The following is a 24,331-nucleotide window of genomic DNA, read 5'->3' on the forward strand; positions in this document are numbered from 1 at the left end:
CTGATTGCAGGTAATCAGACCATCCTAGCGTGCCGCCTGCGTGCGTGCAGCCCCTGACGCGCCAAGTCGCGAAAAGGACAACAAGCCGGGAAACCTCCGCCCGCCCCTGGCAAACTTATGGGGCCAGACGGGTTCGAAAGCCGTCGTTCTCCGTTTCCATGACAAGGAATCCCATGCGTATCCGCTCGCTCCTCCTGCTCGCCGGCCTGTTGCTCGGTGGTTGCCAAAGCGTCTTCGGCCCCAACCTCGACAAACCCCTCACGCCTCGCCACCAGGCCTGGGAGCACCGCCCGGCCGGTTGCCAGGGCGAAGACTGCCCGCTGATCAACATCGACTACGTGGAATTCGGCGACCCGGCGCTGGACGCCCTGGTGCAGCGGCACCTGCTGGGCCTGGCCCGCGCCGAGCCGGGCGCGCCCATCCCCGCTTCGCTGGAGAGCTACGAGCGGGATTTCCTCGCCAAGGCCCAGCCACGCTGGAGCAGCTATCTGCAGGCCAAGGTGCGTGAACAGCATGACGGCCTGGTGATCATCGAATTCTCCAGCTACCTGGCCAACGGCGGTGCCCATGGCCTGGCCGGCCGCGACTTCGTCACCTGGGATCGCCATCTCGACCGGCAGATCACCCTGGGCGACATGCTGGTGCCGGGGCAGGAAGCCGAATTCTGGCGCCTGGCGCAGCTCTCCCGTGAGGCCTGGATGCTCAGCAACAACGTCGGCGATGCCGAATTCCGCCAGCAGTGGCCCTTCCTAAAAACCAACAACGTGGCCCTGGACTTCGGCGCCCTGACGCTCAAGTACGACATCGGCAGCATCGCCCCCTACGCCATGGGCCATCCGGAATTGAAGATCCCCTATCCCAAGCTCAATGGCATCCTCAAGGGCGAGTACTTTCCGGGCCGGGGCAAGGCGCGGCAGCCGTAGGACCTGGTCAACAGAAATCATCTGCCGTAGTTGGGTTTGATCGCGGCCATGGGCCGCTCCTACAGCGGACTCAATCTTCTGTAGGAGCGGCCCATGGCCGCGATACCCCCACCCCAACCCTCCCCCGCAAGCGGGAGAGGGGGCAGTTAGCCGTAGGTTGGGTTGAGCGCAGCGAAGCCCGATAGATCCAGCTCAGTCGTAGGGTGGATGACGGCGCAGCCTTATCCACGCGTGCCGACTTGCCCCCACCCCAACCCTCNCCCGCCAGCGGGAGAGGGGGCAGTTAGGNGTAGGCTGGGTTGAGCGCAGCGAAGCCCGACAGATCCAGCTCAGTCGTAGGGTGGATGACGGCGCAGCCTCATCCACGCGTGCCGGCTTGCCCCCACCCCGACCCTCCCCCGCAAGCGGGAGAGGGGGCAGTTAGGCGTAGGTTGGGTTGAGCGTAGCGAAGCCCAACGGCCGAACCCTAAACTCGTTTCAATCCCAACAGCGCCTGCGCAGTCCCCGCCACCACGATGGCCGGCAGGGTCGCGCCCCAGGCCGGGAGCAGGGTCGGCAACAGATGGTAGACGGCCACGCCCAGGGCCCAGGCGATCAGGGACTCCAGGCGCAGCGCCTGTGTCCGCTGCGGGGCCATGCGGCGGCGCAGCAGGAAGTGATCCACCAGCACCACGCCGAATAGCGGGGCGAACACCGAACCGATCAGCAGCAGGAAGTGTTCGTACTGGGCCAGAGGCACCAGCAGCGCCAGCAGGGTGCAGAGGATGCCGATGGCCAGGGTCAGCTGCCAGATCTTCACCTGGGCCAGGAAACCCGTGGCCACCGCCGCCGAGTGATAGGCGGCGAAGGCGTTTTCCGACTCGTCCAGCAGGATCAGCAACAGCGGCAGGCCGAGGCCGGCCACGGCCAGGGCGCGCAGCAGGGCGTCGGCTTCACCGCCGCTGGCAAAGGCCAGGGTATAGGCGAAGCCCAAGCCCATCAGCCAGAGGTTGCCGCAGAAATAGCCCAGCATGACGCCGCGCCCGGCGCTGCGGCCGGTGCGGGCGAAGCGGGTGTAGTCGGCGATCACCGGCAACCAGGACAGCGGCATGGCCACCACCAGGTCGAAGCCCAGGGCCTGGCTCAGGGAGCCGTCGCCCGGGCGCTGCCAGAGCGCGGCCAGGTCGGCGCGCAGGAACAGATCCAGGGTCAGCCAGGTGCAGGCGCCGAGCAGCAGCCAGATGCCCCAGCGACTGAGAAAGCGGCGGACGAAGGTCAGCGGACCGGCCACCGCCAGGGCCGTGGCCAGGGCGCCGAAGACCAGGGTCCAGAGCACCGGCGAGGCCCAACCCTGCAGACCCCAGCTGCCCAGTAGCACGCTGGCCGCCTCGCGCATCACCACCAGTTCGAAGGCGCCCCAGCCGATCAGCTGGGTGATGTTGAGCACCGCCGGCAACAGCGCGCCGCGCTGGCCGAGACTCTGGCCCAGGGCGGTCATGCCGGCGAGGCCCGTGTCGCTGCCCACCAGGCCGGCAGCGGCCAGCAGCAGCACCCCGACCGCGGTGCCGAGCACCAGCACCAGCAGGCCATCGGCCAGGCCCAGTCCGGGCGCCAGCAGCGCGCCGGCCTGGGCAACCATCAGGCCGATGCCGAGGGAGAACCAGAGGGTGAAGAGGTCGCGCCCGCCAAGGATGCGGCGGTCCGCCGGAACGGGGACGGTGGGGGTATAGAGGCCGGGGGCCTGGGCCATGATGGGTCTCGTGGATAAGGGATTGAGGGAAAAGCTTAGGTTGGGTCGAGCGCAGCGAAACCCGACGATGCCGAGAGCGAGTACGCAACGTTGGGCTTCGACGATGGAGCCGTCTCAGCCCAACCTACGATTTTCAGACCTGCTTGTAGATCACGCCGCCTTCGTCCTTGAAGCGCGCCGCCTGTTCCTGGAAGCCGGCCTCGATGGCCTTCTGCTCGTCGGTCAGGCCGTTTTCCTTGGCGTAGTCGCGGACCTCCTGGGTGATCTTCATGGAGCAGAACTTGGGCCCGCACATGGAGCAGAAGTGCGCCACCTTGGCCGAGTCCTTGGGCAGGGTCTCGTCGTGGAAGGCGCGCGCCGTGTCCGGGTCCAGGCCCAGGTTAAACTGGTCTTCCCAGCGGAATTCGAAACGCGCCTTGGACAGGGCGTTGTCGCGGATCTGGGCGCCGGGATGCCCCTTGGCCAGGTCGGCGGCATGGGCGGCGATCTTGTAGGTAATGATGCCGGTCTTGACGTCGTCCTTGTTGGGCAGGCCGAGGTGCTCCTTGGGCGTCACGTAGCAGAGCATGGCGCAACCGAACCAGCCGATCATGGCGGCGCCGATGCCGCTGGTGATGTGGTCGTAGCCGGGGGCGATGTCGGTGGTCAGCGGGCCGAGGGTATAGAACGGCGCCTCGTCGCAGCACTCCAGCTGCTTGTCCATGTTTTCCTTGATCAGCTGCATGGGCACGTGGCCGGGGCCTTCGATCATGGTCTGGACGTCGTGCTTCCAGGCGATCTTGGTCAGCTCGCCGAGGGTTTCCAGTTCGCCGAACTGGGCGGCGTCGTTGGCGTCGGCGATGGAGCCCGGGCGCAGGCCGTCACCCAGGGAAAAGCTCACGTCGTAGGCCTGCATGATTTCGCAGATGTCTTCGAAGTGGGTGTAGAGGAAGTTTTCCTTGTGGTGCGCCAGGCACCACTTGGCCATGATGGAACCGCCGCGGGAGACGATGCCGGTGACGCGCTTGGCGGTCAGGGGCACGTAGTGCAGGCGCACCCCGGCGTGGATGGTGAAGTAGTCCACGCCCTGCTCCGCCTGCTCGATGAGGGTGTCGCGGAACAGTTCCCAGGTCAGTTCCTCGGCGACGCCACCGACCTTTTCCAGGGCCTGGTAGATGGGCACGGTACCGATGGGGACCGGCGAGTTGCGGATGATCCACTCGCGGGTCTCGTGGATGTGCTTGCCGGTGGACAGGTCCATCACGGTGTCGGCGCCCCAGCGGATGCCCCAGGTCAGCTTTTCCACCTCTTCCTCGATAGAGGAACCCAGGGCGCTGTTGCCGATGTTGCCGTTGATCTTCACCAGGAAGTTGCGGCCGATGATCATCGGCTCCAGCTCCAGGTGATTGATGTTGGCCGGGATGATGGCGCGGCCACGGGCCACCTCGTCGCGGACGAATTCCGGGGTGATCTCCTGGGGGATGCTGGCGCCGAAACTCTGGCCACGGTGCTGGTTGCCGAGCAGGCCGGCGGCGCGGGCCTCCTGCAGCTTCATGTTCTCGCGGATAGCGATGTATTCCATCTCCGGGGTGATGATGCCCTGGCGGGCATAGTGCATCTGGGAGACGTTGCGCCCGGCCTTGGCCCGCCGCGGCTGGCGCGCCAGGTCGAATCTCAGGGCGGCGAGACTCGGATCGGCCAGGCGCGCCTGGCCGAACTCGGAAGAGAGCCTGGCCAGCAGTTCGGTGTCGCCACGCTCTTCGATCCAGCGCGAACGCACGTCCGGCAGGCCCTTGCGCAGGTCGATGCGCGCCGCCGGGTCGGTGTAGGGACCGGAGGTGTCGTAGACGAATACCGGGGCGTTGCGCTCACCGCCAAAGGCGGTGGGGGTGTCGGCGAGGGAAATTTCCCGCACCGGCACGCGGATGTCGGGTCGCGAGCCGGTCAGATAGACCTTGCGCGAATTGGGCAGCGGCTGGGTGGACTGGCGGTCGACGCGGGTGAAATCGGTGACGTTGTTCTGCTTGTTCATCGAGGCTCTCCTGGTGGGCGCGTTGCCGAGGGAAGAACCTGGACGAAGGGTGGGCACGCGAGAAGAGGCAAGCCCGGACGGATGGCGACCACGGAATAAGGCTGCGGACGCCCTCTTGTTCCCTACGCAGGTTGACGCACCGCCATGCGGCGCGCCTAGCCTGATCAGGTTCAACGGGATCCGGGACTACCCGATCTCAGCGCCTCGTAGCGCACCCCGACAAGAACGCGGCCAGTGTAAACCCAGAGCGGCAGAAACTTCGACCGCTATTTCCTCTCCTATGCCGGATTCGGACGAAGCCACTACACTGGCGCGGTCCCTCAAGGAAGGCTCCCAGAATGCGAAGATTCCTGCTGCTCGCGGCGCTCTGCAGCTCGGCCGGCATGGCCCAGGCCCAGGTCACCGGCAATGGCCTGCTCGACGTCTACCGCGAGGCGCTGGACAACAACGCCGATCTCGCCGCCGAGCGCGCCGGCCTCGGCGCCCAGCGCGAGGCGGTGCCCCAGGCGCGCGCCGGCCTGCTGCCGCAGATCGGCCTTGGCGCCCAATTCAACGACACCCATACCAGTCTGCAACTCAAGGACAATCCGGCGCTGGGCGTCCAGGGTGGTCGCTACAGCAGCGATCGCAGCAGCCAGCTGATCCAGGCCACCCTCAGCCAGCCGCTGTTCCGTGCCGATCGCTGGTTCCAGCTCAAGGCCGCCCAGGCCGCCACCGAGCAGGCCGAGCTGCAATTCTCCGCCGCCCAGCAGCAACTCATCCTGCAGACCGCCGAGGGCTATTTCAGCGCCCTGCGTGCCCAGGACGCCCTGGCCACCGCCCGCGCCGAGGAAAAGGCGCTGTACCGCCAGTTGGACCAGTCCCGCGAGCGCTACAAGGTCGGCCTGACCGACGACACCGACGTGCTCCAGGCCCAGGCCAGCTTCGACAACGCCCAGGCCAACCGCTCCCAGAGCGAGCAGCAGGTGGCCGACGCCTTCCAGGCCCTGACCCGGCTGACCGATCGCGACTACGGCAGCATCGCCGGCATCCGCCACGACCTGCCGATCCTGCCGCCACAGCCCAACGATGCGCGGCTGTGGGTGGACACCGCCATGCGCCAGAATCTGCAGCTGCTGGCCGCCGGCCAGGGCGTCAACGCCGCCCAGGAGACCCTGCGCCAGCGCCGCGCCGGACACCTGCCGACGGTGGATGCGGTGGCGCGCTACAGCCACAGCGACAACGACGCGGTGAATCTGCCCAACGCCGAGCAGCTGTCCCTGTTCGGCAGCCCGGTCAACAGCCGCAGCATTGGCATCCAGGTCGAGGTACCGCTGTACAGCGGTGGGGCCACCAGCTCCCAGGCGCGCCAGGCCTACCAGCAGCTCGACCAGAGCGAACAGCGCCAGGAGAGTCTGCGCCGCCAGGTGGTGCAGAACACCCGTAACGCCCACCGGGCGATCAACACTGACATCGAGCAGGTGCGCGCCCGCCGGCTGTCCATCGCCTCCAGCCAGCGCGCCCTGAGAGCCACCGAGATCGCCTACCAGGTGGGCAGCCGCACCATCGTCGACGTGCTCGACGCCCAGCGGTTGCTGTACAACGCCGTGCGCCAGTACAACGACGCCCGCTACAACTACATCCTGGACACTCTGAGGCTCAAGCAGGCGGCCGGCACCCTGGCGCCCAACGACCTGCTGGCGCTGTCCGGCTATCTCGATCCCCACTACGACCCGGATCGCGACTTCCTGCCGCCGGACCTGGCCAAGACCCGCGCCGACGTCCTGCCGGCGCGCTCGGCTCAGGGGGTGAGCAACCTGTCCAGTCCGGAGAGCAGTCGCTCCAGCGCGCCCTGATTGGCGGCCAGTACCGCCAGGCCCGCCTGCTGACGTCGCGCGGCTTCCGCCGGCTCGGCCCAGAGCCGGGCCACGGCGGCGGCGATCGCGGGTGCTTCCGCCACGGTTTCCAGGGCGCCGGCGTCGCGCAGCTGGGCGACGATGTCGAGGAAATTGAACACGTGGGGACCGCTGAGCACCGGCAGGCCGAGGGCGGCCGGCTCCAGCGGATTGTGACCACCGCGCTCGATCAGGCTGCCGCCGACGAAGGCGACATCGGCAAGGGCGTAGAGAAACAGCAATTCGCCCATGGTGTCGCCCAGCAGCACCTGGGTCTGCGGCTGCACCGCCTCTCCCGTCGAGCGCTGCACCACGCCGAAACCTTCACGACGCACCTCGGCCAATACCTCGGGAAAGCGCTCGGGATGGCGCGGCACCAGGATCAGTAGCGCATCGGGGTGTGCGGCCAGCAGTTGGCGATGGGCCTGGAGCAGGATGCCATCTTCGCCGGCATGGGTGCTGGCGGCGATCCACACCGGGCGCTGGCCCCAGCCCTGGCGCAGCGCAGCGGCGCGGACCGGCAGTTCGGGATCGATGCGCAGGTCGAACTTGATGGAGCCGGTCACCGTGACCCGCTCGGCACGGGCGCCGAGGGCCCGGAAGCGCTCGGCTTCCACCGGCGTCTGTACCGCCAGCCAGGCCAGCTCCGCCAGCATCGGCCCGGTCACCCCACCCAGTTTTCCGTAGCCCCGGGCGGAGCGTTCGGACAGCCGGCCATTGGCCAGGGCGATGGGAATATCGCGGCGCGCCGCCTGGTGGATGAGGTTGGGCCAGAGCTCAGTCTCCATCACCACCCCCAGACTGGGCCCGAGCCGGTCGAGGAAACGCCCGGCCAGCCAGGGCAGGTCGTAGGGCAGGTAGCAATGCTGGACGTCATCACCGAACAGGGCGCGGATGCGCTCCGAGCCGGTGGGCGTCATGCAGGTCACAATGATCGGCAGGTCGGGATGCCGCTGGCGCAGGGCGCGGATCACCGGCGCGGCGGCGATGCTCTCCCCCACCGACACCGCATGCACCCAGATGCCGCCGGGCGACACCTCAGGCAAGCCCAGCGCCAGGCGTTCGCCGATGCGCTGCCGATAGGCGGGGGCCTTGCGGCCGCGCCAGAGCAGGCGCAGCAGGATGAAGGGCAAGGCCAGGGTGAAGATCAGGGTATAGAGGGTACGGTTCATGGCGGCAGAGCTTAATGAAGCAGGGCCGCTAGTGCGAGCCCGATACCTCCGAGCCTGTCCAGAAGGCTGCTGCGCGTCGGCCAAACGGCGTTGAAAATGCTTTCGGAATGCTCATTTACTATTCGTAAACTCCGCGTCCTCAAACATTTTCGCCTTGTTTGGCTCTAGCTCGCGAGCCTTTGAACAGACTCTCAGTGCGAATGCCGCGGCACCCCGCCCTCGCGGGCGATCACCTTGAGGTGCAGGGTGGCCGGTTCCAGGCAGCCGCCGGTGGAGAGCTGGCCCACCAGTTGCCGATAGAGCTCCTGCCAGGGGGTCTGGGCCGGCGGCAGGTTGGGCGTCCATTCGGCGCGGCGGCGCTCCAGTTCGCCATCGTCGAGCAGCACGTCGACGCTGCGGGCATTGAGGTCCACGCGCAGCCGGTCGTTGGTCTTGAGCAGCGCCAGGCCGCCGCCCACCGCCGCTTCCGGCGACATGTTGAGGATCGAAGGGCTGGCCGAGGTGCCGCTCTGGCGACCGTCGCCCAGGCACGGCAGGGAATCGATGCCCTTCTTGATCAGCGCCGCCGGGGGCGCCATGTTGACCACCTCGGCGCTGCCCGGATAACCCACCGGACCGGCGCCGCGGATCACCAGGATGCAGCGCTCGTCGATGTCCAGCGCCGGATCGTCGATGCGCGCGTGGTAGTCCTCCGGGCCTTCGAAGACGATGGCCCGCGCCTCGAAGCTGTTTTCCTTGCCCGGCTCGGCCAGGTAGGTCTGACGGAAGGCCTCGCCCACCACCGACATCTTCATGATGGCGCTATCGAAGAAGTTTCCGCTGAGCACGATGAAGCCGGCGCGGTGCTTGAGCGGCGCCTCATAGGGCTGGATCACCGCGGGATCCGAGCTGGCGGCGCCCTCGGCGATGGTGCCGATGGTCTTGCCGGAGACGGTCAGGCACTCGCCGTGCAGCCGGCCGGCCTTGAGCAGTTCGTGGAGCACCGCCGGCACCCCGCCGGCGCGGTGGAAGCCTTCGCCCAAATACTTGCCGGCCGGCATGCAGTTGGCCAGCAGCGGGATGTCCTCGCCCAGGCGCTGCCAGTCGTCCAGCGACAATTCGATGCCCATGTGCCGGGCGATGGCGATCAGGTGCGGCGGACAATTGCTGGAGGCGCCCAGGGCCGAGGCCACCACGATGGCGTTCTCGAAGGCCTCGCGGGTCATGATCTGCGAGGGGCGGACGTCGTCCAGCACCAGCTGGCAGATGCGCTTGCCGGTGGCATAGGCCATCTGGCCGCGCTCACGGTAAGGCGCGGGGATGCTGGCGCAGCCGGGCAGCGACATGCCCAGGGTCTCGGCCAGGGCATTCATCGACAGGGCCGTGCCCATGGTGTTGCAGTGGCCCACCGAGGGCGAGGCGGCAGTGGTCAGGGCCATGAAGCCCTCGTAGTCGATCTCGCCGGTCGCCAGCAGGTTGCGTGCGTGCCAGAGCACGGTGCCGGAGCCGATCAGCTCGCCCTTGAAATGCCCGTCGAGCATCGGTCCGCCGGACAGCACGATGGCTGGCAGGTCGGTGGTGGCCGCGGCCATCAGGCAGGCCGGGGTGGTCTTGTCGCAGCCGGTGGTGAGCACCACGCCATCCAGCGGGAAGCCATGCAGGATCTCCACCAGGCCGAGGTAGGCCAGGTTGCGATCCAGGGCCGCGGTGGGCCGGCGACTCTGCTCGGCAATGGGGTGCACCGGGAATTCCATGGGGATGCCGCCTGCATCGCGGATGCCGGCCTTGACCCGCTGGGCCAGTTCCAGGTGGTGGCGATTGCAGGGGGTGAGATCGCTGCCGGTCTGGGCGATGCCGATGATGGGGCGACCGGACTGGAGTTCGTCGCGGGTCAGGCCGTAGTTCATGTAGCGCTCGACATAGAGCGCGGTCATGTCGGCGTGGGCAGGATCATCGAACCAGAGCTGGCTGCGCAGCGGGCGTTTGGCGGAAGTCATGATGGTCTCTAGTTGTTATTAGGAAAGAAAGGATCAGCGGCCCAGCAGGCCACGGGCGGCCAGGTTGTGCATCAGGGCGCCGAGGCCGAAGCGCCAGGCCGGGGCCTGGTCGCTGGTGGTCACCCGGTTGTGCAGGGTCCCCAGCAGCGGGCTGGCGATGCTCACCCGGTCACCCACCTTGTGGGTGAAGCCACCGCCCGGGGCGTCGCGGTCCTGGGTCGGGGCGAACAGGGTGCCGAGAAACAGCACGAAGCCGTCGGGATACTGGTGGTTGGCATTGAGGGTCTGGGCGGCGAGATCGGTGGGATCGCGACTGATCTGCGCCATGGAGCTGCTGCCCTGGAGTCGGAAGCCGTCTTCGCCCTGGACCTCCAGGGTCACCACGCACTGGCGCACCTGGTCGAGATCGAAGGTCTCGTCGAACAGGCGGATGAAGGGCCCCAGGGCGCAGGAGGCGTTGTTATCCTTGGCCTTGCTCAGCAAAAGGGCGCTGCGGCCCTCGATGTCGCGCAGGTTGACGTCATTGCCCAGGGTGGCGCCATGCAGGCGGCCGCGGCTATCGGCCACCAGCACCACCTCGGGTTCGGGATTGTTCCACTGGGACACGGGGTGGATGCCGATGGCGCTGCCAGAGCCGACCGCGGCCAGCACCGGCGCCTTGGTGAAGATCTCGGCGTCCGGCCCGATGCCCACCTCCAGGTACTGCGACCACATGCCCTTCTCGATCAGCAGCGCCTTGAGCGCCTGGGCCCGCGGACTGCCCGGCTCCAGGCCCTGCAGGTCCGCGCCGATCACCGCCTGCACCTGCTCGCGGATGGCTACGGCGCGCCCGGCATCGCCACCGGCCTGTTCCTCGATCACCCGCTCCAGCATGCTGGCGGCAAAGGTCACCCCGGCGGCCTTGATCACCTGCAGATCGGCTGGCGGCAGCAGGTGCAGGCGGTCCGCAGCGGCCTGCTCGCCGCTGTTGGCCAGCAGTTCTTCCACACTGCCGAGGTAACGTCCGGGAGTGTCGCGCAGGGCCTGCAACGGTGCTTCCTCCTCGAACAGGGCGCTGAGGGTGGCGAACCGCTGGGAGACATCGAAGACGCCGTCTTCGCGCAGCACCACGGGCGAGGGACCGGCCAGCGGGCCGGGCACCCAGGCGCGGCCCACCAGGGTGCCGGCCAAGCCATCGGTGGGAAGGGTATTGGCAGGCGAGAGACGAAGGGACATGGGCAGGACTCCAGGGCTGATGGGTCCACGCTAGGCAGCCGGACTGATAAACTCAAATGGGCTTATTTCATCATTCGATAACCTGCGCTTATCGCCCGGGAGGCACGCGTGTCCGAGCCGTCGTTCAGCCAGATCTGCCACTGGCTCAAGTTTCGCCACCTGCTGCTGATCGACACCCTGGGGCGCACCCGCAACATGCACCTGGCCGCGCAGCAGATGAATCTCAGCCAGCCGGCCATCAGCAAGATGCTCAAGGAGATCGAGCACCTGCTGGGCTTCGCCCTGTTCGAGCGCCAGCCGCGCAGCATGCCACCCACCGCCCTGGGTGAGCACGTGCTGCGCTATGCGCGGGTGGCGCTCAACGATGCCCGCGGCTTCGCCGAGCAGATCGACAGCCTGAGGCGCGGTGGTCATGGCCAGCTCAAGGTCGGCGGCATCTTCGCCGCCACCGCGGTGGCCCTGCCGCAGGCCATCGTCGCGATCAAGCAGCGCTGGCCGCTGCTGGCCATCGAGGTGATGGAGCAGACCAGCGATCACCTGATGGAGATGCTCGACGACAAGCTGCTGCACCTGGCGGTGGCGCGTTTCACCGACGAAGCCCAGGCCCAGCGCTTCGACTTCCAGCCCCTGGCGCCGGAGCCCTTCCGCTTCGTGGTCAACGCCGATCACCCGCTGGTGGGCAGCGGCCCCGTGGGCCTCGACCAGGTGCTGGCCTGGCCCTGGATCCTCTATCCCAAGGGCACGCCCATCCGCGGGCGCATGGAGCGGGCCTTCGCCGCTGCCGGCCTGCCGGTGCCGAGCAACACCATCGACACCATCTCCATGCAGACCTTTCTCCAGGTGCTACGCGCCGGCCCCATGATCGGCATGCTGCCCGAGGCCATGGTCGAGCCCTATCTCGCCAGCGGCGCGCTCAGTGCCCTGGAGCTGCCCTTGCACCTGCCGGCGCAGGACTACGGCATCCTCACCCGCAAGGGCGAACCCCTGGGCGAGGCGGCCCGGGAATTCGCCGCCATCCTGCTGAGCCATGCCGGTCGCGGAGAGGCCTCGGCCTAGAGGCTTCGATAACGCGCCGTTATCGAATGATCCGCAAATGCCATTGGGAAAGAATCGCTCTCGCTCCTAGAGTGGCCTGGCAATTCAGACGGCCACCCTGCATCCCCGGCCGCCTTCGACCTCTTCAATAACAACAACGGGCCCCAAGGCCCCGAAGGTCATTCCCATGTTCGAGACCACCGCTCCCCAGGGCGCCGCTGGCGACGCCTTCGAAGAACGCACCTATCGCAAGGTGGTGCTGCGCATCCTGCCGATCCTGCTGCTGTGCTACATCGCCGCCTACCTGGATCGGGTCAACGTCGGCTTCGCCAAGCTGGACATGCTCGACGACCTCGGCTTCAGCAACACCGTCTATGCCCTTGGCGCCAGCATGTTCTTCTGGGGCTATTTCCTCTTCGAGGTCCCCAGCAACCTCCTGCTGCATCGCTACGGCGCGCGCTTCTGGATCGCCCGCATCATGCTGACCTGGGCGATCATCTCCATGGCGGTGGCCTTCACCCAGCCGCTGGCGCAGTTCTTCGGCATGCAGTCGAGCACCCTCTTCTATGTGCTGCGCTTCCTGCTGGGGGTCTGCGAGGCGGGCTTCTTTCCCGGGGTGATCCTCTATCTCAACTACTGGTTTCCGACCCGCCGACAGAGTCGGGTGATGTCGGGCTTCCTCATCGCCCTGCCCTTCAGCCTGAGCTTTGGCGGCGTGCTTTCCGGCTGGCTGATGAGCAGTCTGCACAACTGGCACGGTCTGGCCGGCTGGCAGTGGATGCTGCTGGTGGAAGGGGTGCCCTCGATCATCATGGCGGTGGTGGTGTTCTGCTGCCTGAGCGACAACATCGACAAGGCGCCCTGGCTGGACGCCCGGGAAAAGGCCCTGCTCAAGCGCAACCTGGAGCAGCAGAACGCCGGCAAGGCCTCGCGACTCAGCGAGGTGTTCTTCAATCCGCGGGTCTGGCTGCTGGTGTTCATCCTGCTGACCTTCAACACCGGCTTCTATGGCCTGGCCTTCTGGATGCCCTCGATCATCAAGAACGCCGGTGTCAGCGGCAGCCTGCAGATCGGCCTGCTCACCGCCATCCCCTACAGCGTCGCCCTGGTGGTCATGCTGCTCAACGCCCGCCACTCGGCCCGCACCGGCGAGCAGCGGCTGCACGCGGCGGTGCCGGCCTTCGTCGGCGCCCTGGGCCTGGTGCTGAGCGCCTGGTTCATCCACAACATCGTGCTGTCGATCTTCTTCCTCACCGTGGCCGCCTCGGGGCTGCTGGCGCTGATGCCGATCTTCTGGTCGCTGCCCGGCACCCTGCTTTCCGGCGTCGCCGCCGCGGCGGGCATCGGCATGATCAACGCCATCGGCAACCTCTCCGGCTTCACCGGCTCCATGATCACTGCGACCATGGAAACCCTCACCGGCGACATCAACAACGGCACCTATGTGCTCGGCGCCTGCCTGTTCGTCAGCGGCCTGCTGATCCTGGCGATCCCGGCCTCGATGCTGCACCGCGCGCCGACCGCCGTGCCGCTGGACCTGAAGCCCGCCTAGCCCACCTCGGGCACGGCCGAGCGCCCAGCACCCGCGGCGCTCGGCCGGCCGATCCAGAGGGCCATCAGCGCCGCCAGGATGCCGGTCAGGCCGGCCAGCACCAGGGCCTCCTGGTAGGAGCCGAAGTGCTCGCGCAGGGCCCCGGCGAGAAAGGCCGCACAGGCGGCGCCGAGCATGTGGCCGCAGAACACCCAGCCGAACACCACCGGCGCGCTCTTTTCGCCAAAGCTCTGGTTGGTCAGCTTGACCGTGGGCGGCACGGTGGCGATCCAGTCCAGCCCGTAGAAGATGCCGAACAGCAGCAGCTGCTCGGGGGCGAAACCGGAGAATGGCAGGTAGATCAGCGAGAGGCCGCGCAGGCTGTAGTAGACGAACAGCAGGCGGCGCGGATCGTACCTGTCGGTCAGCCAGCCGGACGCGGTGGTGCCTACCAGATCGAAGATGCCCATCAGCGCGAGGATCCCGGCGGCCTGCACCTGGGACAGCCCGTGGTCATGGCCCATGGCGATGAAGTGGGTGCCGATCAGCCCATTGGTGGTGAAGCCACAGACGAAGAAGGTCAGGAACAGCAACCAGAAATCGCGCCGCCGACTGGCCATGGCCAGGGTGCCGAGGGTCACGCGAAACAGGTTGCCCGGTGCGGTAGCAGCTGGCGCCTGGTAGTCCGCCGGGGCGCCATGGGGCCGCAGGCCGATGTCCGCCGGCCGCTCCGGCAGCAGCCAGGCCACCAGCGGGATCAGCGCGGCGCTGGCCACGGCCACGGTGAGCACCACGGTCTGCCAGCCTTCGTGGCTGGCGAGATGGGCCAGCAGCGGCAGAAAGACCAGATTGCCGGTGGCGGTGCTGGCCGCCAGCAGCCCCATCATCAGCCCCCGCCGGGCGACGAACCAGCGATTGACGATGGCCGCGCCCAGCACCATGGCCACGCAACCGGTGCCCAGGCCGCTGAGCACGCCCCAGGTGGCGACCAGATGCCAGGGTTCGCGCATCAGGGTGCTCAGGGCGGTGGCCAGGCTGATCAGGGTGAGGCCGCCGAGCAGGGTGCGGCGGATGCCGAGGGTCTGCATCAGGGCCGCGGCGAAGGGGCCTACCAGGCCATAGAGAAAGATGCCGATGGCGGCAGCAAGCGAGACCGTCTCGCGACTCCAGCCAAAGGTGTCCTGCAGCGGCAAGAGCAAGACGCCGGGGGTAGACCTGACGCCCGCTGAGACCAGCAGGGCGAGAAAGATCAGCGCCAGGACGACGAAGACAAAGCGCTGGCCGAGGGCGGGAGGTGTGGTCATGGCGATCTTCACCGGCGGGAAAGGGATGAGTCGAGTATTGCAGCCCGAGCGACCTGGCGCTGGCCAAGCTGGCCCACGGATCTGGCCAGAATGGGTGTTCGTTGGAAAGAGTTGTGGGCGAGTGCTGGAAGCCCAACACGTCGATTCAACCAATCGCCCGCAACTCTTCCGCCAGGCGCTGCGCCAGCCAGCGCGCCGCCGGTCCCGGTGCGGCGTTGCGGCGCCAGGCCAGTTCCACCACCAGGGCCGGCGGTACCCAGTCGCAGGCCAGTTCGGCCAACAAGCCCTGGTAGGTGGGATAGCGCGCCACGTGCCGTGGCAGCCAGCCCCAGCCCAGGCCACGCATCAGCAATTCGGCGAGTAGATAGAAGCTGTCGGCGCGCCAGACCTGGGGGGCGATCTGCTCGCCGCCGGGATAGGGATTCTCCAGCGGCGCGATCAGCAGCTGGCGGTGGCGGGCCAGTTCGCGCCGCCCCACACCCTGCTGGCGCGCCAGGGGATGCTGGGCACCGCAGGCCGTGACCTGGGCGACATCGCCCAGCGCCTGGCGCTCCAGGGCCTCGGGCATGTGCTCATGGCGGAACAGCAGGCCGAGGTCGGCCTGGTCGGTCAGCAGCTTGCGCGCCACATCGCCCTGGGCGCCGCTGGTGAGCTGGACCTCCAGGTGCGGGAAAGCCACGGCCAGGGCGTCCAGGGCATCGAGCACCGGCTGGTAGGGCATGGCCTCGTCCAGGGCCAGGCGCAACAGCGGTTCCTGTCCAGCGCAGAGGGCCTGGGCCCGGCTGTCCAGCCGCTGGCACTGGCGCAGCACCTCGCGCGCCTCCTCCAGCAGGGCCAGACCGGCCTCGGTGATGACCGGCGTGCGCCCGTTGCTGCGCGTGAACAGCGCCACGCCCAGATCGGTCTCCAGCAGGGCGATGGCCGAGCTGATCGCCGATTGCGCCCGGCCCAGACGCCGCGCCATCGCCGAGAAACTCGCGCCCTCGGCGATGCCGACGAAGATCTCCAGCTGCTCAAGATTCCACTGCACGACCCATCTCCCCGATAGATAGGTATCAACTTTCACCCATCGCCCGGAAAGGCACAATGGGGCCTTCTACAGGAGGAAGCCCCATGAGCGGATACATCTACCTGGCCATCGCCATCGCCGCCGAAGTCGTCGCCACCACCTCCATGAAGGCCATCAGCGGCTTCAGCAAGCCGCTGCCGCTGATCCTGGTCGTTTGTGGCTACGGGCTGGCCTTCTGGATGCTGACCCTGGTGGTGCGCAGCATCCCGGTGGGCATCGCCTACGCCATCTGGGCCGGCCTTGGCATCGTGCTGGTGAGCATCGCCGCGGCCTTTCTCTACGATCAGAAGCTGGACCTGCCGGCCCTGCTGGGCATGGGGCTGATCGTCGCCGGGGTGGTGGTGATCCAGCTGTTTTCCGGCAGCACCGGGCATTGAGACCAGCGGCGGCGAGGAGCGTGTAAAATCGCCTCTTTGCCGATCACCCGAGCAGGCCGTTCATGTCCCAACCCTGGTCCACCGATATCCTCATCGTCGGCGGCGGCGTCGCCGGCCTCTGGCTCAACGCCCGCCTCCGACGCGCCGGCTACGCCACCGTGCTGGTGGAGACCGGCGCCCTGGGCGGCGGCCAGAGCGGCAAGTCCCAGGGCATCATCCATGGCGGCACCAAGTACGCCCTGACCGGGATGCTCACCGGTGCCTCCGAGGCCATCGCCGACATGCCGCGGCGCTGGCGTGAGAGCCTGGCCGGCAGCGGCGAGCTGGATCTCTCCGGCGTGCGCCTGCTCTCCGAAGCCCATTACCTCTGGTCGCCGGGCAGCCTGGCCGGCAACCTCACCAGCTTCTTCGCCAGCAAGGCGGTGCGCGGCCGGGTGGATGCGGTCAAGGGCGACGAACTGCCCCCGGCCCTGCGCGATCGTGCCTTCAAGGGCAAGGTCTATCGCCTGGCCGAACTGGTGCTGGACGTGCCCAGCCTGGTCGCGCGCCTGGCCGAGCTGGCCGGCGACAGCCTGCTGGCCGGGCATGAGCTGCAACCGCTGCGCGAAGCCGGCGAACTGACCGGCCTGGTGGTGGACGGCCAACCCATCCGCGCCCAACGCATCGTGCTGACCGCCGGCGCCGGCATGGCCGAGCTGCTCCAGGCGCTCCACCTGGAACAACCGGCCATGCAGCGCCGCCCGCTGCACATGGTGGTGGTCAAGGGCCCCATGCTCAAACCCCTCTATGCCCACTGCCTGGGCGGCGGCCCCAAGCCGCGGGTGACCATCACCAGCCACCCCACCGCCGACGGCCAGTGGCTGTGGTACCTGGGTGGCGACCTGGCCGAAGCCGAGGGCGTGGCGCGCGAACCCCAGGCGCAGATCGCCGCGGCGCGCGAGGAGTTGCAGCGCCTGCTGCCCTGGATCGACTTCGCCGGCGCGCGCTGGGCGACCCTGCGCGTGGATCGCGCCGAGCCGGCGCAATCCGGACTGGTGCGCCCGGACAATGCCTTTCTCGCCGAGGAAGGTCGTCTGCTGGTGGGCTGGCCGACCAAGCTCGCCCTGTCGCCCGACCTGGCCGACCGCGTCCTGGCCAATCTCGACCGCGACGGCATCGCGCCGGGACAGCACCCCGCCCTGCCCGCCCATCCGCAACCGCCGGTGGCCGCGCCCTTCTGGGAGGAGCTGTTGCCATGAGTCTGCGCACCCTACACGGTCTGCAGCGTCCGCTGGGCAGCACCGGTCTGGAGATCTCCCCGCTGGGTCTGGGCACGGTCAAGTTCGGGCGTGACCAGGGCGTGAAGTATCCCAATGGCTTCACCATCCCCGACGACCGCAGCGCCGCGGACCTGCTGAGTCTTGCCCGCGAACTGGGGATCAATCTGCTGGACACCGCTCCGGCCTATGGCCGCAGCGAGGAACGCCTGGGTCCGCTCTTGCGTGGCCAGCGCCAGCACTGGGTGATCGCCAGCAAGGTCGGGGAGGAATTCACCGATGGCCTGTCCAGCTTCGACTTCAGCCCGGCCCATACCCGCCGCTCGGTGGAACGCAGCCTGCAACGCCTGGAAACCGACTGGCTGGACCTGGTGCTGGTGCACTCCGATGGCAACGACCTGGCCATCCTCCAGGACAGCGGCTGCTACGAGACCCTGGCCGAGCTCAAGCGCGAGGGGCTGATCCGCGCCTTCGGCTTTTCCGGCAAGACCGTCGCCGGCGGCCTGAAAGCCCTGGAAGCCGGCGATTGCGCCATGGTCACCTTCAACCTCAACGAAGACGCCGAGATCCCGGTGATCCAGGCCGCCGCCGCCCAGGGCAAGGGCATCCTGATCAAGAAGGCCCTGGCCAGCGGTCACGCCGTGCTCGGCGCCGGCCAGGATCCAGTGCGGGCCAGCTTCGCCCGGGTGTTCGGCGAGCCGGGTGTGAGCAGTGCGATAGTCGGCACTATCGATCCCCTGCACCTGTCACATAATGTCCGTACCCTGGCCGAAGTGATCACCGCTCGGCCCTGATCCAGAGCGTTTCGCTGAACCCTTGCCTTCGTCCGCTGGACGCCCCGCCCGGCTTGCCCGGGACGGCGCGTCCGCGGCATACAACAAACAGGAGTCGGCCATGCCCCAGCTCATCGCCCGCCACAATCCCAAGGCGTTCAAGACCCTGCCCCTTTCGGTCGAGGCCAACCATGACGGCCTCACCTACCAGGCCCTCGGCCAACCCCTGAATTTCAGCGAGATGCTGGAGCGGCGCAAGCCCATCGAGATCGACGATGCCCAGCACTTCAGCGCCAGGCTCGCCAATCTGGGGGTCTCGGTACGCCTGACGCTGAACTGGCAGGGCCAGGATCACTGGCTGCTGGTGCGCCAGCGCCGGCCCGATCGGGGCGACGTGGTGCTCAAGCTGATCTCCGGTTACATCCCGACCCACGAACTGGCGCTGCCGCTGCTCACCGCCGTCCAGGAGGTGGCCGAGGAGTGCCTGATCGAGACGCCGCGCGGCTGGCTGGCGGGACGCTTCGCCGACACCTGGCTGCCGACGCCCTATGCCCCGGCCCTGCCCTATCGCGAGGACGTGGCCTTTCGCCTGACCCCACGTTCGGGCGCGGCGCGGCCGGTGCGCTGCGGCAGTCTGGCGCTGCTGGAACGCCCTCGCGCCTATGTGCATACCCCCACCGCCTCGCTGCAACTGGTCTATGACCTGCTGCTGGAGCTGCCCAAGGAGTGCAAGGCGCCGAGTCTGTTCCACGTCGACGAGAAGATCGAGAACGGCCAATTGCTGGCGCGCCTGGCCCGGCAACGCCCGGATCTCTATCTGGTCGCCCTGGACGACGGCAAACCCACCGGCGAGCTCTATACCCTGTCCGCCGGCCAGCGCCTGCCGGTATCGACCCGCGGCCTCTGGCTGTCGGAAAGCTTCGCCCGCCAGGACGGCTGGCTGGTCCACGACAGCCGGGTACGCTGGCGTGACTGGCTGGAGCGCATGGCGCCCCAGAGCGCCCTGCAGCGGGCCTAGGGTCGGCGGGAGATCAGTCGCCACCGGCGCGGCGTTCACCGACGCCGCCGCCGGCCGCGGCCTGGACCCGGCCCGCTAGCCGGGAAAAGGGCAGCGTCTGAATCCACACCGTGCCGTGGCCGCTCAGGGTTGCCAGCACCAGGCCTTCACCGCCGAACAGCATGCTGCGCAGGCCACCTGCCAGCTTGATGTTGTAGTCGATGCCGCTGGTGAAACCCACCAGACAACCGGTGTCCAGGCGCAGGGTCTCGCCCTTGAGTTCCTTGCGGATCACCGTGCCGCCGGCATGCACGAAGGCCATGCCATCGCCCTCCAGCCGCTGCAGGATGAAGCCTTCGCCGCCGAAGAAACCGGCGCCCAGACGGCGGGTGAAAGCCACGCCGATGCGGGTGCCCTTGGCCGCGCAGAGAAAGGAATCGCGCTGGCAGAACAGGGTGCCGCCCAGGGCGGCGAGGTCCAGGGGTACCACCTGCCCCGGATAGGGCGCGGCAAAGGCGACGCGGCGCTTCTCGCGACCTTCATTGGTGAAATGGGTCATGAATAGCGACTCGCCGCCAAGCATCCGCTTGCCGGCGCCCCAGAGCTTGCCGAGCAGGCCGGCGGAGCCGTCGCCCATGCGTGCGGTGAAAGCTATGTCGGCCTCCATGTAGGTCATGGCGCCGGCCTCGGCGATCACCGTCTCGCCCGGATCGAGGCCGATCTCCACCGCCTGCAGGGATTCACCGAGAATGCGATGATCGAGGATATGGCTGGGCATGGCTGTGAGGCTCCTGGTGTAGCGTGGAAAACGGCACAGCCTTTTCCACTGTCCTGCGTATGGGCAAGGCGCGTGGAAAACGCTGCGCGGTTTTCCACCCTACAACATCGCGGCCATTACCGGCGCTACCTGGCTTCCCTCACCCCAGCCCTCTCCCGGAGGGAGAGGGGGATATCCAGCGCAGATGGACGTTCCGTAGGTTGGATTGAGCGCAGCGAAGTCCAACCTATTGCAGCCCGTAGCGTGGAAAACGGCGCAGCCTTTTCCACTGCCCTGCGAATATGCGACGCGCGTGGAAAACGCTGCGCGGTTTTCCACCCTACGAATCGGCGCCCACGTCTCGCAGCTCGCCGGCGAAGCGCGCCAAGCGCTGGCGCAGGCGCTGGTTTTCCCGTCGCAGTTCTTCCACCTCATCCAGCAGGTGCAGGGCCAGGGCGGTGGCGGCCCAATCCAGTTCCAGCTCGTGCCTCAGGCGCACGGCGCGGCGGGCGCGATGCAGGGCGCTGGTATCGAAGTGCCACTCGGCCGGGCGCTTGCCCCGCTGGGGTGCCAGGATGCCGTGCTCGACGATCTCCACCACCACCGGCTCGCTCACCTCGCAGAGCACGCAGAATTCCTGCAGGACGATCAGACTGCTCATCAGACTTTCCTCCAGTCGCGGCGGGGATCGAAGGCCGCCCGCTCGGCCAGTTGGCGCCACAGCGCCTGGGTTTCTTCATCGCCCCTGGGCGGCATCACCACCTTAAGCAGGGCATGCAGATCGCCCTGCCCCGTCTTGCCGGCCAGGCCCTTGCCGCGCACCCGCAACCGCGCACCGTTCTGGCTGCCGGGCGGGATACTGAGCATGATCTGTCCATCCAGCGTCGGCACCTGCACCTTGGCGCCCAACGCAGCTTCCCAGGGGGCGAGCGGGACGCTGACCACCAGATCCTGGCCGTCGACGTCGAACAGCGGATGGGGCACCAGGCGGATGACCAGGTAGAGATCCCCCGCCTCCGCGCCGCCGACGCCCGGCTCGCCCTGGCCTTTCAGGCGGATACGTTCGCCGTCGGTGCTGCCGGCGGGAATCTTGACGTTGAGGGTCTTGGTGGTCTCGCCGACGCGGCGGCCCAGCTCGTCGCGCTGCGGCAGCGTAAAGCTCAGCGGCTTGGTGCTGCCCGCCTGGCTCTCTTCGAGAAACAGCGGCAGCTCCAGCTCGATGTCACGACCCCGGCGGGCGAAACCGCCCTGCTGCGAGCGCCCGGCAGCACCGAACAGGGATTCGAAGAAGTCGGAGTAGTCCGCGCCGAAGCCGGCATGGGGATCGCTGTAGTCATCGCCTGAACCCGGCTGCCAGTCCGGCGGCACCTGGAAGCGCTCGCCCTGCTGCTGGTAGAGGCGTACCTGATCGTACTCGGCGCGCTTGTGCGGATCGCGCAGGACGTCATAGGCCTCGGCCACCTCCTTGAAGCGGGCCTCGGCATCGGCCTCCTTGCTCACATCGGGGTGGTACTTGCGCGCCAGCTTGCGATAGGCGGTCTTGAGGGTCTTGTCGTCGACGTCGGGAGCGACGCCGAGCACCTCGTAGTAGTCCTTGAAGTCCATTGCGGTCTCCAGTAACGGTTCTCCTAGAGACCGCGGAGCGCCCCCAGGGGTTGCACGCAGCCGGTCAGTCGCCTCGCTTGCGAAAGGCCAGGGTGCCGGCCAGCACCGTGAAGGTCGCCACCAGCGCCACCAGGATCCAGAAACCATGGGGCGAATCGGCCAGCGGGATACCGCCGACGTTCATGCCGAAGAAGCCGGCGATGATGTTGATCGGCAGGGCCAGCACCGTGACCAGGGTCAGGGTGAACAGGGTGCGGTTGGTCTGCTCGGCGGAGGCGGCGGCGATCTCCTCCTGCAACAGCTTGAGCCGCTCCACCAGGGCGGCGAGGTCGTCCAGCACCCGGTCGAATTCCTCGGTGGCCTCGCGCAGGGTCTGGATGTCGTCGCGGCGCAGCCAGGCCGGCGGCCGGTTGAGCAGCCGCAGCAGGGAACCCGGCTCCAGGGCCAGCAGCCGTTGCAGCCGGACCAGGGCGCGTCTCAGGCTGCCCAGTTCGGCGCGACTGGCGGACAGCCGCTGGGACAGCAGGCGATCCTCGATGGCATCCACCTTGACCGTGGTGTCGCGGATGATGCCGGTCAGTACGTCGGCCTGGTCGCGCAGGAGGTGCACCAGCAGCTCCAGGGTCGAGCCGAAGCCCTCGCCGCGGCGTACCGCGTGGCGCAGGCGATCCACCGAACGCAGTGGCTGGGCCCGGGCGGTCACCAGCAGCCCCGGGCGGGCGCAGGCCCAGAGGGTGGCGACGTCCACCGAGACCTGGCCGTAGGCGAGGGTCACGTCGTTCACCACCCCGAGCAGGGTGTCATCGGCCGGCTCCAGGCGGGTCGAGTGGGAACCGGCATGCAGGGATTCGAAGAATTCCTCGGGCAGCCCCAGGTGCTCGCGCATCCAGCGTTCGGCGGCGGCGTGGGCCAGGTTGAAGTGCAGCCAGCGAAATCCGCCCTCTTCCGCCTCCCAGGGATCTTCCGGCGCCATGGTCAGGGCCCGGCCCGGCTGGCCGGAGGTGAAATGATAGGCGTAGAGCAGCCCCAGCCGTTCGGCGGCCGGATGCAGGGGGATCAGCGTATTGGTCATGGCTACCTGCGGAGGGAACGCGACATCAGGGCTCTGTTAGCAGGTCCGAATGAACCTTTGATGACAGAGCCCCGGTCGGCAGGCACCGAAGCGACGCCCCGGACGGGGCGCCGCTCTTATTGCGGACGCATGTGCGGGAAGAGGATGACGTCGCGGATCGACGGCGAGTTGGTCAGCAGCATCACCAGGCGGTCGATGCCGATGCCTTCACCGGCGGTGGGCGGCATGCCGTATTCCAGGGCGTTGATGAAGTCGGCGTCGTAGTGCATGGCCTCGTCGTCACCGGCGTCCTTTTCCTGGACCTGCAGCATGAAACGCTCGGCCTGGTCTTCGGCGTCATTGAGCTCGGAGTAGGCGTTGGCGATCTCGCGGCCGCCGATGAACAGCTCGAAGCGGTCGGTGACGCTGGGATTCTCGTCGTTGCGGCGCGCCAGCGGCGAGACCTCGAAGGGGTACTCGGTGATGAAGTGCGGCTGCTCCAGCTTGCTCTCCACCAGCTCCTCGAAAATCATCACCTGCAGCTTGCCCAGGCCTTCGTGGCCGAGCACCTTGGCGCCGGCCTTCTTGGCGATGGCGCGGGCCTTCTCGACGTCCTGCAGGTCTTCCGCGGTGATGTCCGGATTGTACTTGAGGATGGAGTCGTACACCGACAGGCGCACGAAGGGCTCGCCGAAGTGGAAGACCTTGTCGCCATAGGGCACGTCGGTGGTGCCGAGCACGGCCATGGCCAGTTCGCGGAACAGTTCCTCGGTGAGGTCCATGTTGTCGCGGTAGTCGGCGTAGGCCTGGTAGAACTCGAGCATGGTGAACTCGGGGTTGTGCCGGGTCGAGACGCCTTCGTTACGGAAGTTGCGGTTGATCTCGAAGACCTTCTCGAAGCCACCGACCACCAGGCGCTTGAGGTACAGCTCCGGCGCGATGCGCAGGAACATGGCCATGTCCAGGGCGTTGTGGTGGGTCTCGAAGGGCTTGGCCGCCGCACCGCCGGGAATGGTCTGCAGCATGGGGGTTTCCACTTCGAGGAAGCCCCGCTCCATGAGGAAGCGGCGGATGTGGGCGATGACCTGGGAGCGTACGCGGAAGGTCTGGCGCACCTCTTCGTTGACGATCAGGTCGACATAGCGCTGGCGATAGCGCAGCTCGGTGTCGGTCAGGCCGTGGTGCTTGTCGGGCAGCGGGCGCAGCGACTTGGTCAGCAGGCGCACGTCGCTCATGTTGACGTACAGATCGCCCTTGCCGGAGCGGGCCAGGGTGCCTTCGGTGGCGATGATGTCGCCCAGGTCCCAGGTCTTGACCGCTTCCAGGGTCTCGGCCGGCAGGGTCTTGCGGTCGACGTAGACCTGGATACGCCCGCTGGTGTCCTGCAGCACCATGAAGGCGCCGCGGTTGAGCATGATGCGGCCGGCCACCTTGACCTTGATGCCCGCGGCTTCCAGCTCTTCCTTGGTCTTGTCGGCGTACTGCTGCTGCAGATCACCGGCCAGGCTGTCGCGGCGGAAGTCGTTGGGGAAGGGAATGGCCTGCTGGGCACGCAGCGCGGAGAGCTTTTCCTTGCGCTGGGCGATCAGCTTGTTGTCTTCCTGTTCCTGGGCTTGGGGGTCTAGGGGTTGTTCGCTCATGTCTGCTGTTTACCTGGGGAGTGCTTGCCGTAGGAG

20 protein-coding genes and 1 riboswitch are annotated in these 24,331 nt (G+C 67.7%); of the genes, 8 read left to right on the forward strand and 12 right to left on the reverse strand.

Annotation, left to right across the window (positions count from 1 at the left end):
* Positions 1-173: 173 nt before the first annotated feature.
* On the forward strand, positions 174-923 hold the full coding sequence (locus PSEK12I1_RS0104555) for an RsiV family protein (protein WP_007162103.1): 750 nt from the start codon (positions 174-176) through the stop codon (positions 921-923).
* A 466-nt stretch (positions 924-1,389) separates the two neighbouring features.
* Here PSEK12I1_RS0104555 and cytX read toward each other — a convergent pair whose 3' ends face one another.
* Entirely contained in the window at positions 1,390-2,652 is a 1,263-nt protein-coding gene (cytX, locus tag PSEK12I1_RS0104560) for a putative hydroxymethylpyrimidine transporter CytX (RefSeq protein ID WP_027600806.1), read from the reverse strand.
* Between the two features lie 133 nt (positions 2,653-2,785).
* Positions 2,786-4,663, reverse strand: coding sequence for a phosphomethylpyrimidine synthase ThiC (thiC, locus tag PSEK12I1_RS0104565; RefSeq protein WP_027600807.1), 1,878 nt, complete (start codon positions 4,661-4,663; stop codon positions 2,786-2,788).
* 102 nt (positions 4,664-4,765) lie between these two features.
* A riboswitch (TPP riboswitch) is annotated at positions 4,766-4,892 on the reverse strand.
* A gap of 109 nt (positions 4,893-5,001) precedes the next feature.
* Here thiC and PSEK12I1_RS0104570 point away from each other — a divergent pair.
* A complete protein-coding gene (locus tag PSEK12I1_RS0104570; protein ID WP_027600808.1) occupies positions 5,002-6,498 on the forward strand; it encodes a TolC family outer membrane protein in 1,497 nt (498 codons plus the stop codon).
* On the opposite strand, the gene waaA is transcribed toward PSEK12I1_RS0104570, so the two are convergent.
* The 3 genes from waaA to PSEK12I1_RS0104585 all read right to left on the reverse strand — a co-directional run bounded on the left by waaA (position 6,444) and on the right by PSEK12I1_RS0104585 (position 10,900).
* Positions 6,444-7,709 carry a lipid IV(A) 3-deoxy-D-manno-octulosonic acid transferase gene (waaA, locus tag PSEK12I1_RS0104575; protein ID WP_027600809.1) on the reverse strand — a complete coding sequence of 422 codons (1,266 nt, stop codon included), beginning with the start codon at positions 7,707-7,709 and terminating at the stop codon, positions 6,444-6,446. The two genes, PSEK12I1_RS0104570 and waaA, sit on opposite strands and share 55 nt — an antisense overlap.
* Before the next feature lie 191 nt (positions 7,710-7,900).
* Positions 7,901-9,685, reverse strand: a complete 1,785-nt coding sequence (locus tag PSEK12I1_RS0104580) for an IlvD/Edd family dehydratase (protein ID WP_027600810.1) — start codon at positions 9,683-9,685, stop codon at positions 7,901-7,903.
* A gap of 33 nt (positions 9,686-9,718) precedes the next feature.
* Positions 9,719-10,900, reverse strand: coding sequence for a fumarylacetoacetate hydrolase family protein (locus tag PSEK12I1_RS0104585; protein WP_027600238.1), 1,182 nt, complete (start codon positions 10,898-10,900; stop codon positions 9,719-9,721).
* Positions 10,901-11,008: 108 nt separating this feature from the next.
* Between PSEK12I1_RS0104585 and PSEK12I1_RS0104590 the strand changes: the two genes are divergently transcribed.
* Both PSEK12I1_RS0104590 and PSEK12I1_RS0104595 read left to right on the forward strand, forming a co-directional pair.
* Positions 11,009-11,956: a LysR family transcriptional regulator gene (locus tag PSEK12I1_RS0104590; protein WP_027600811.1), complete on the forward strand. Its 948-nt coding sequence runs from the start codon at positions 11,009-11,011 to the stop codon at positions 11,954-11,956.
* Between the two features lie 166 nt (positions 11,957-12,122).
* The gene (locus tag PSEK12I1_RS0104595) at positions 12,123-13,487 is read left to right on the forward strand and encodes an MFS transporter (protein ID WP_027600812.1); all 1,365 of its coding nucleotides are present in this window, start codon (positions 12,123-12,125) and stop codon (positions 13,485-13,487) included.
* On the opposite strand, the gene PSEK12I1_RS0104600 is transcribed toward PSEK12I1_RS0104595, so the two are convergent.
* Positions 13,484-14,770: an MFS transporter gene (locus PSEK12I1_RS0104600; protein WP_027600813.1), complete on the reverse strand. Its 1,287-nt coding sequence runs from the start codon at positions 14,768-14,770 to the stop codon at positions 13,484-13,486. The two genes, PSEK12I1_RS0104595 and PSEK12I1_RS0104600, sit on opposite strands and share 4 nt — an antisense overlap.
* Before the next feature lie 145 nt (positions 14,771-14,915).
* Entirely contained in the window at positions 14,916-15,800 is an 885-nt protein-coding gene (locus PSEK12I1_RS0104605; protein ID WP_027600814.1) for a LysR family transcriptional regulator, read from the reverse strand.
* 83 nt (positions 15,801-15,883) lie between these two features.
* On the opposite strand from PSEK12I1_RS0104605, the gene PSEK12I1_RS0104610 reads away from it, so the two are divergent.
* The 4 genes from PSEK12I1_RS0104610 (at position 15,884) to PSEK12I1_RS0104625 (ending at position 19,263) form a co-directional block, all read left to right on the forward strand.
* Positions 15,884-16,216 carry a multidrug efflux SMR transporter gene (locus PSEK12I1_RS0104610; protein WP_027600233.1) on the forward strand — a complete coding sequence of 111 codons (333 nt, stop codon included), beginning with the start codon at positions 15,884-15,886 and terminating at the stop codon, positions 16,214-16,216.
* 62 nt (positions 16,217-16,278) lie between these two features.
* The gene (locus PSEK12I1_RS0104615; RefSeq protein WP_027600815.1) at positions 16,279-17,454 is read left to right on the forward strand and encodes an FAD-binding oxidoreductase; all 1,176 of its coding nucleotides are present in this window, start codon (positions 16,279-16,281) and stop codon (positions 17,452-17,454) included.
* Positions 17,451-18,266, forward strand: a complete 816-nt coding sequence (locus PSEK12I1_RS0104620; protein WP_027600816.1) for an aldo/keto reductase — start codon at positions 17,451-17,453, stop codon at positions 18,264-18,266. Before PSEK12I1_RS0104615 ends, PSEK12I1_RS0104620 begins: the two co-directional genes overlap by 4 nt.
* A 100-nt stretch (positions 18,267-18,366) precedes the next feature.
* Complete coding sequence (locus PSEK12I1_RS0104625; protein WP_007162117.1) at positions 18,367-19,263, forward strand: hypothetical protein; 897 nt, start codon at positions 18,367-18,369, stop codon at positions 19,261-19,263.
* A gap of 13 nt (positions 19,264-19,276) precedes the next feature.
* On the opposite strand, the gene PSEK12I1_RS0104630 is transcribed toward PSEK12I1_RS0104625, so the two are convergent.
* The 5 genes from PSEK12I1_RS0104630 to lysS form a co-directional block, all read right to left on the reverse strand.
* Positions 19,277-20,020, reverse strand: a complete 744-nt coding sequence (locus tag PSEK12I1_RS0104630) for a TIGR00266 family protein (RefSeq protein ID WP_027600817.1) — start codon at positions 20,018-20,020, stop codon at positions 19,277-19,279.
* Between the two features lie 319 nt (positions 20,021-20,339).
* Entirely contained in the window at positions 20,340-20,660 is a 321-nt protein-coding gene (locus PSEK12I1_RS0104635) for a chaperone modulator CbpM (RefSeq protein ID WP_027600818.1), read from the reverse strand.
* Complete coding sequence (cbpA, locus tag PSEK12I1_RS0104640) at positions 20,660-21,604, reverse strand: curved DNA-binding protein (protein ID WP_027600819.1); 945 nt, start codon at positions 21,602-21,604, stop codon at positions 20,660-20,662. The genes PSEK12I1_RS0104635 and cbpA overlap by 1 nt, the downstream gene beginning before the upstream one ends.
* Before the next feature lie 64 nt (positions 21,605-21,668).
* Positions 21,669-22,676 carry a transporter gene (locus tag PSEK12I1_RS0104645; RefSeq protein ID WP_007160974.1) on the reverse strand — a complete coding sequence of 336 codons (1,008 nt, stop codon included), beginning with the start codon at positions 22,674-22,676 and terminating at the stop codon, positions 21,669-21,671.
* A 116-nt stretch (positions 22,677-22,792) separates the two neighbouring features.
* Positions 22,793-24,295 (reverse strand): lysine--tRNA ligase, encoded by a 1,503-nt coding sequence (lysS, locus tag PSEK12I1_RS0104650; protein WP_007160973.1) that lies wholly within the window; start codon positions 24,293-24,295, stop codon positions 22,793-22,795.
* Positions 24,296-24,331: the final 36 nt, after the last annotated feature.

Source organism: Pseudomonas sp. MOIL14HWK12:I1, from assembly GCF_000510705.1.
Taxonomy (GTDB): domain Bacteria; phylum Pseudomonadota; class Gammaproteobacteria; order Pseudomonadales; family Pseudomonadaceae; genus Chryseomonas; species Chryseomonas oryzihabitans.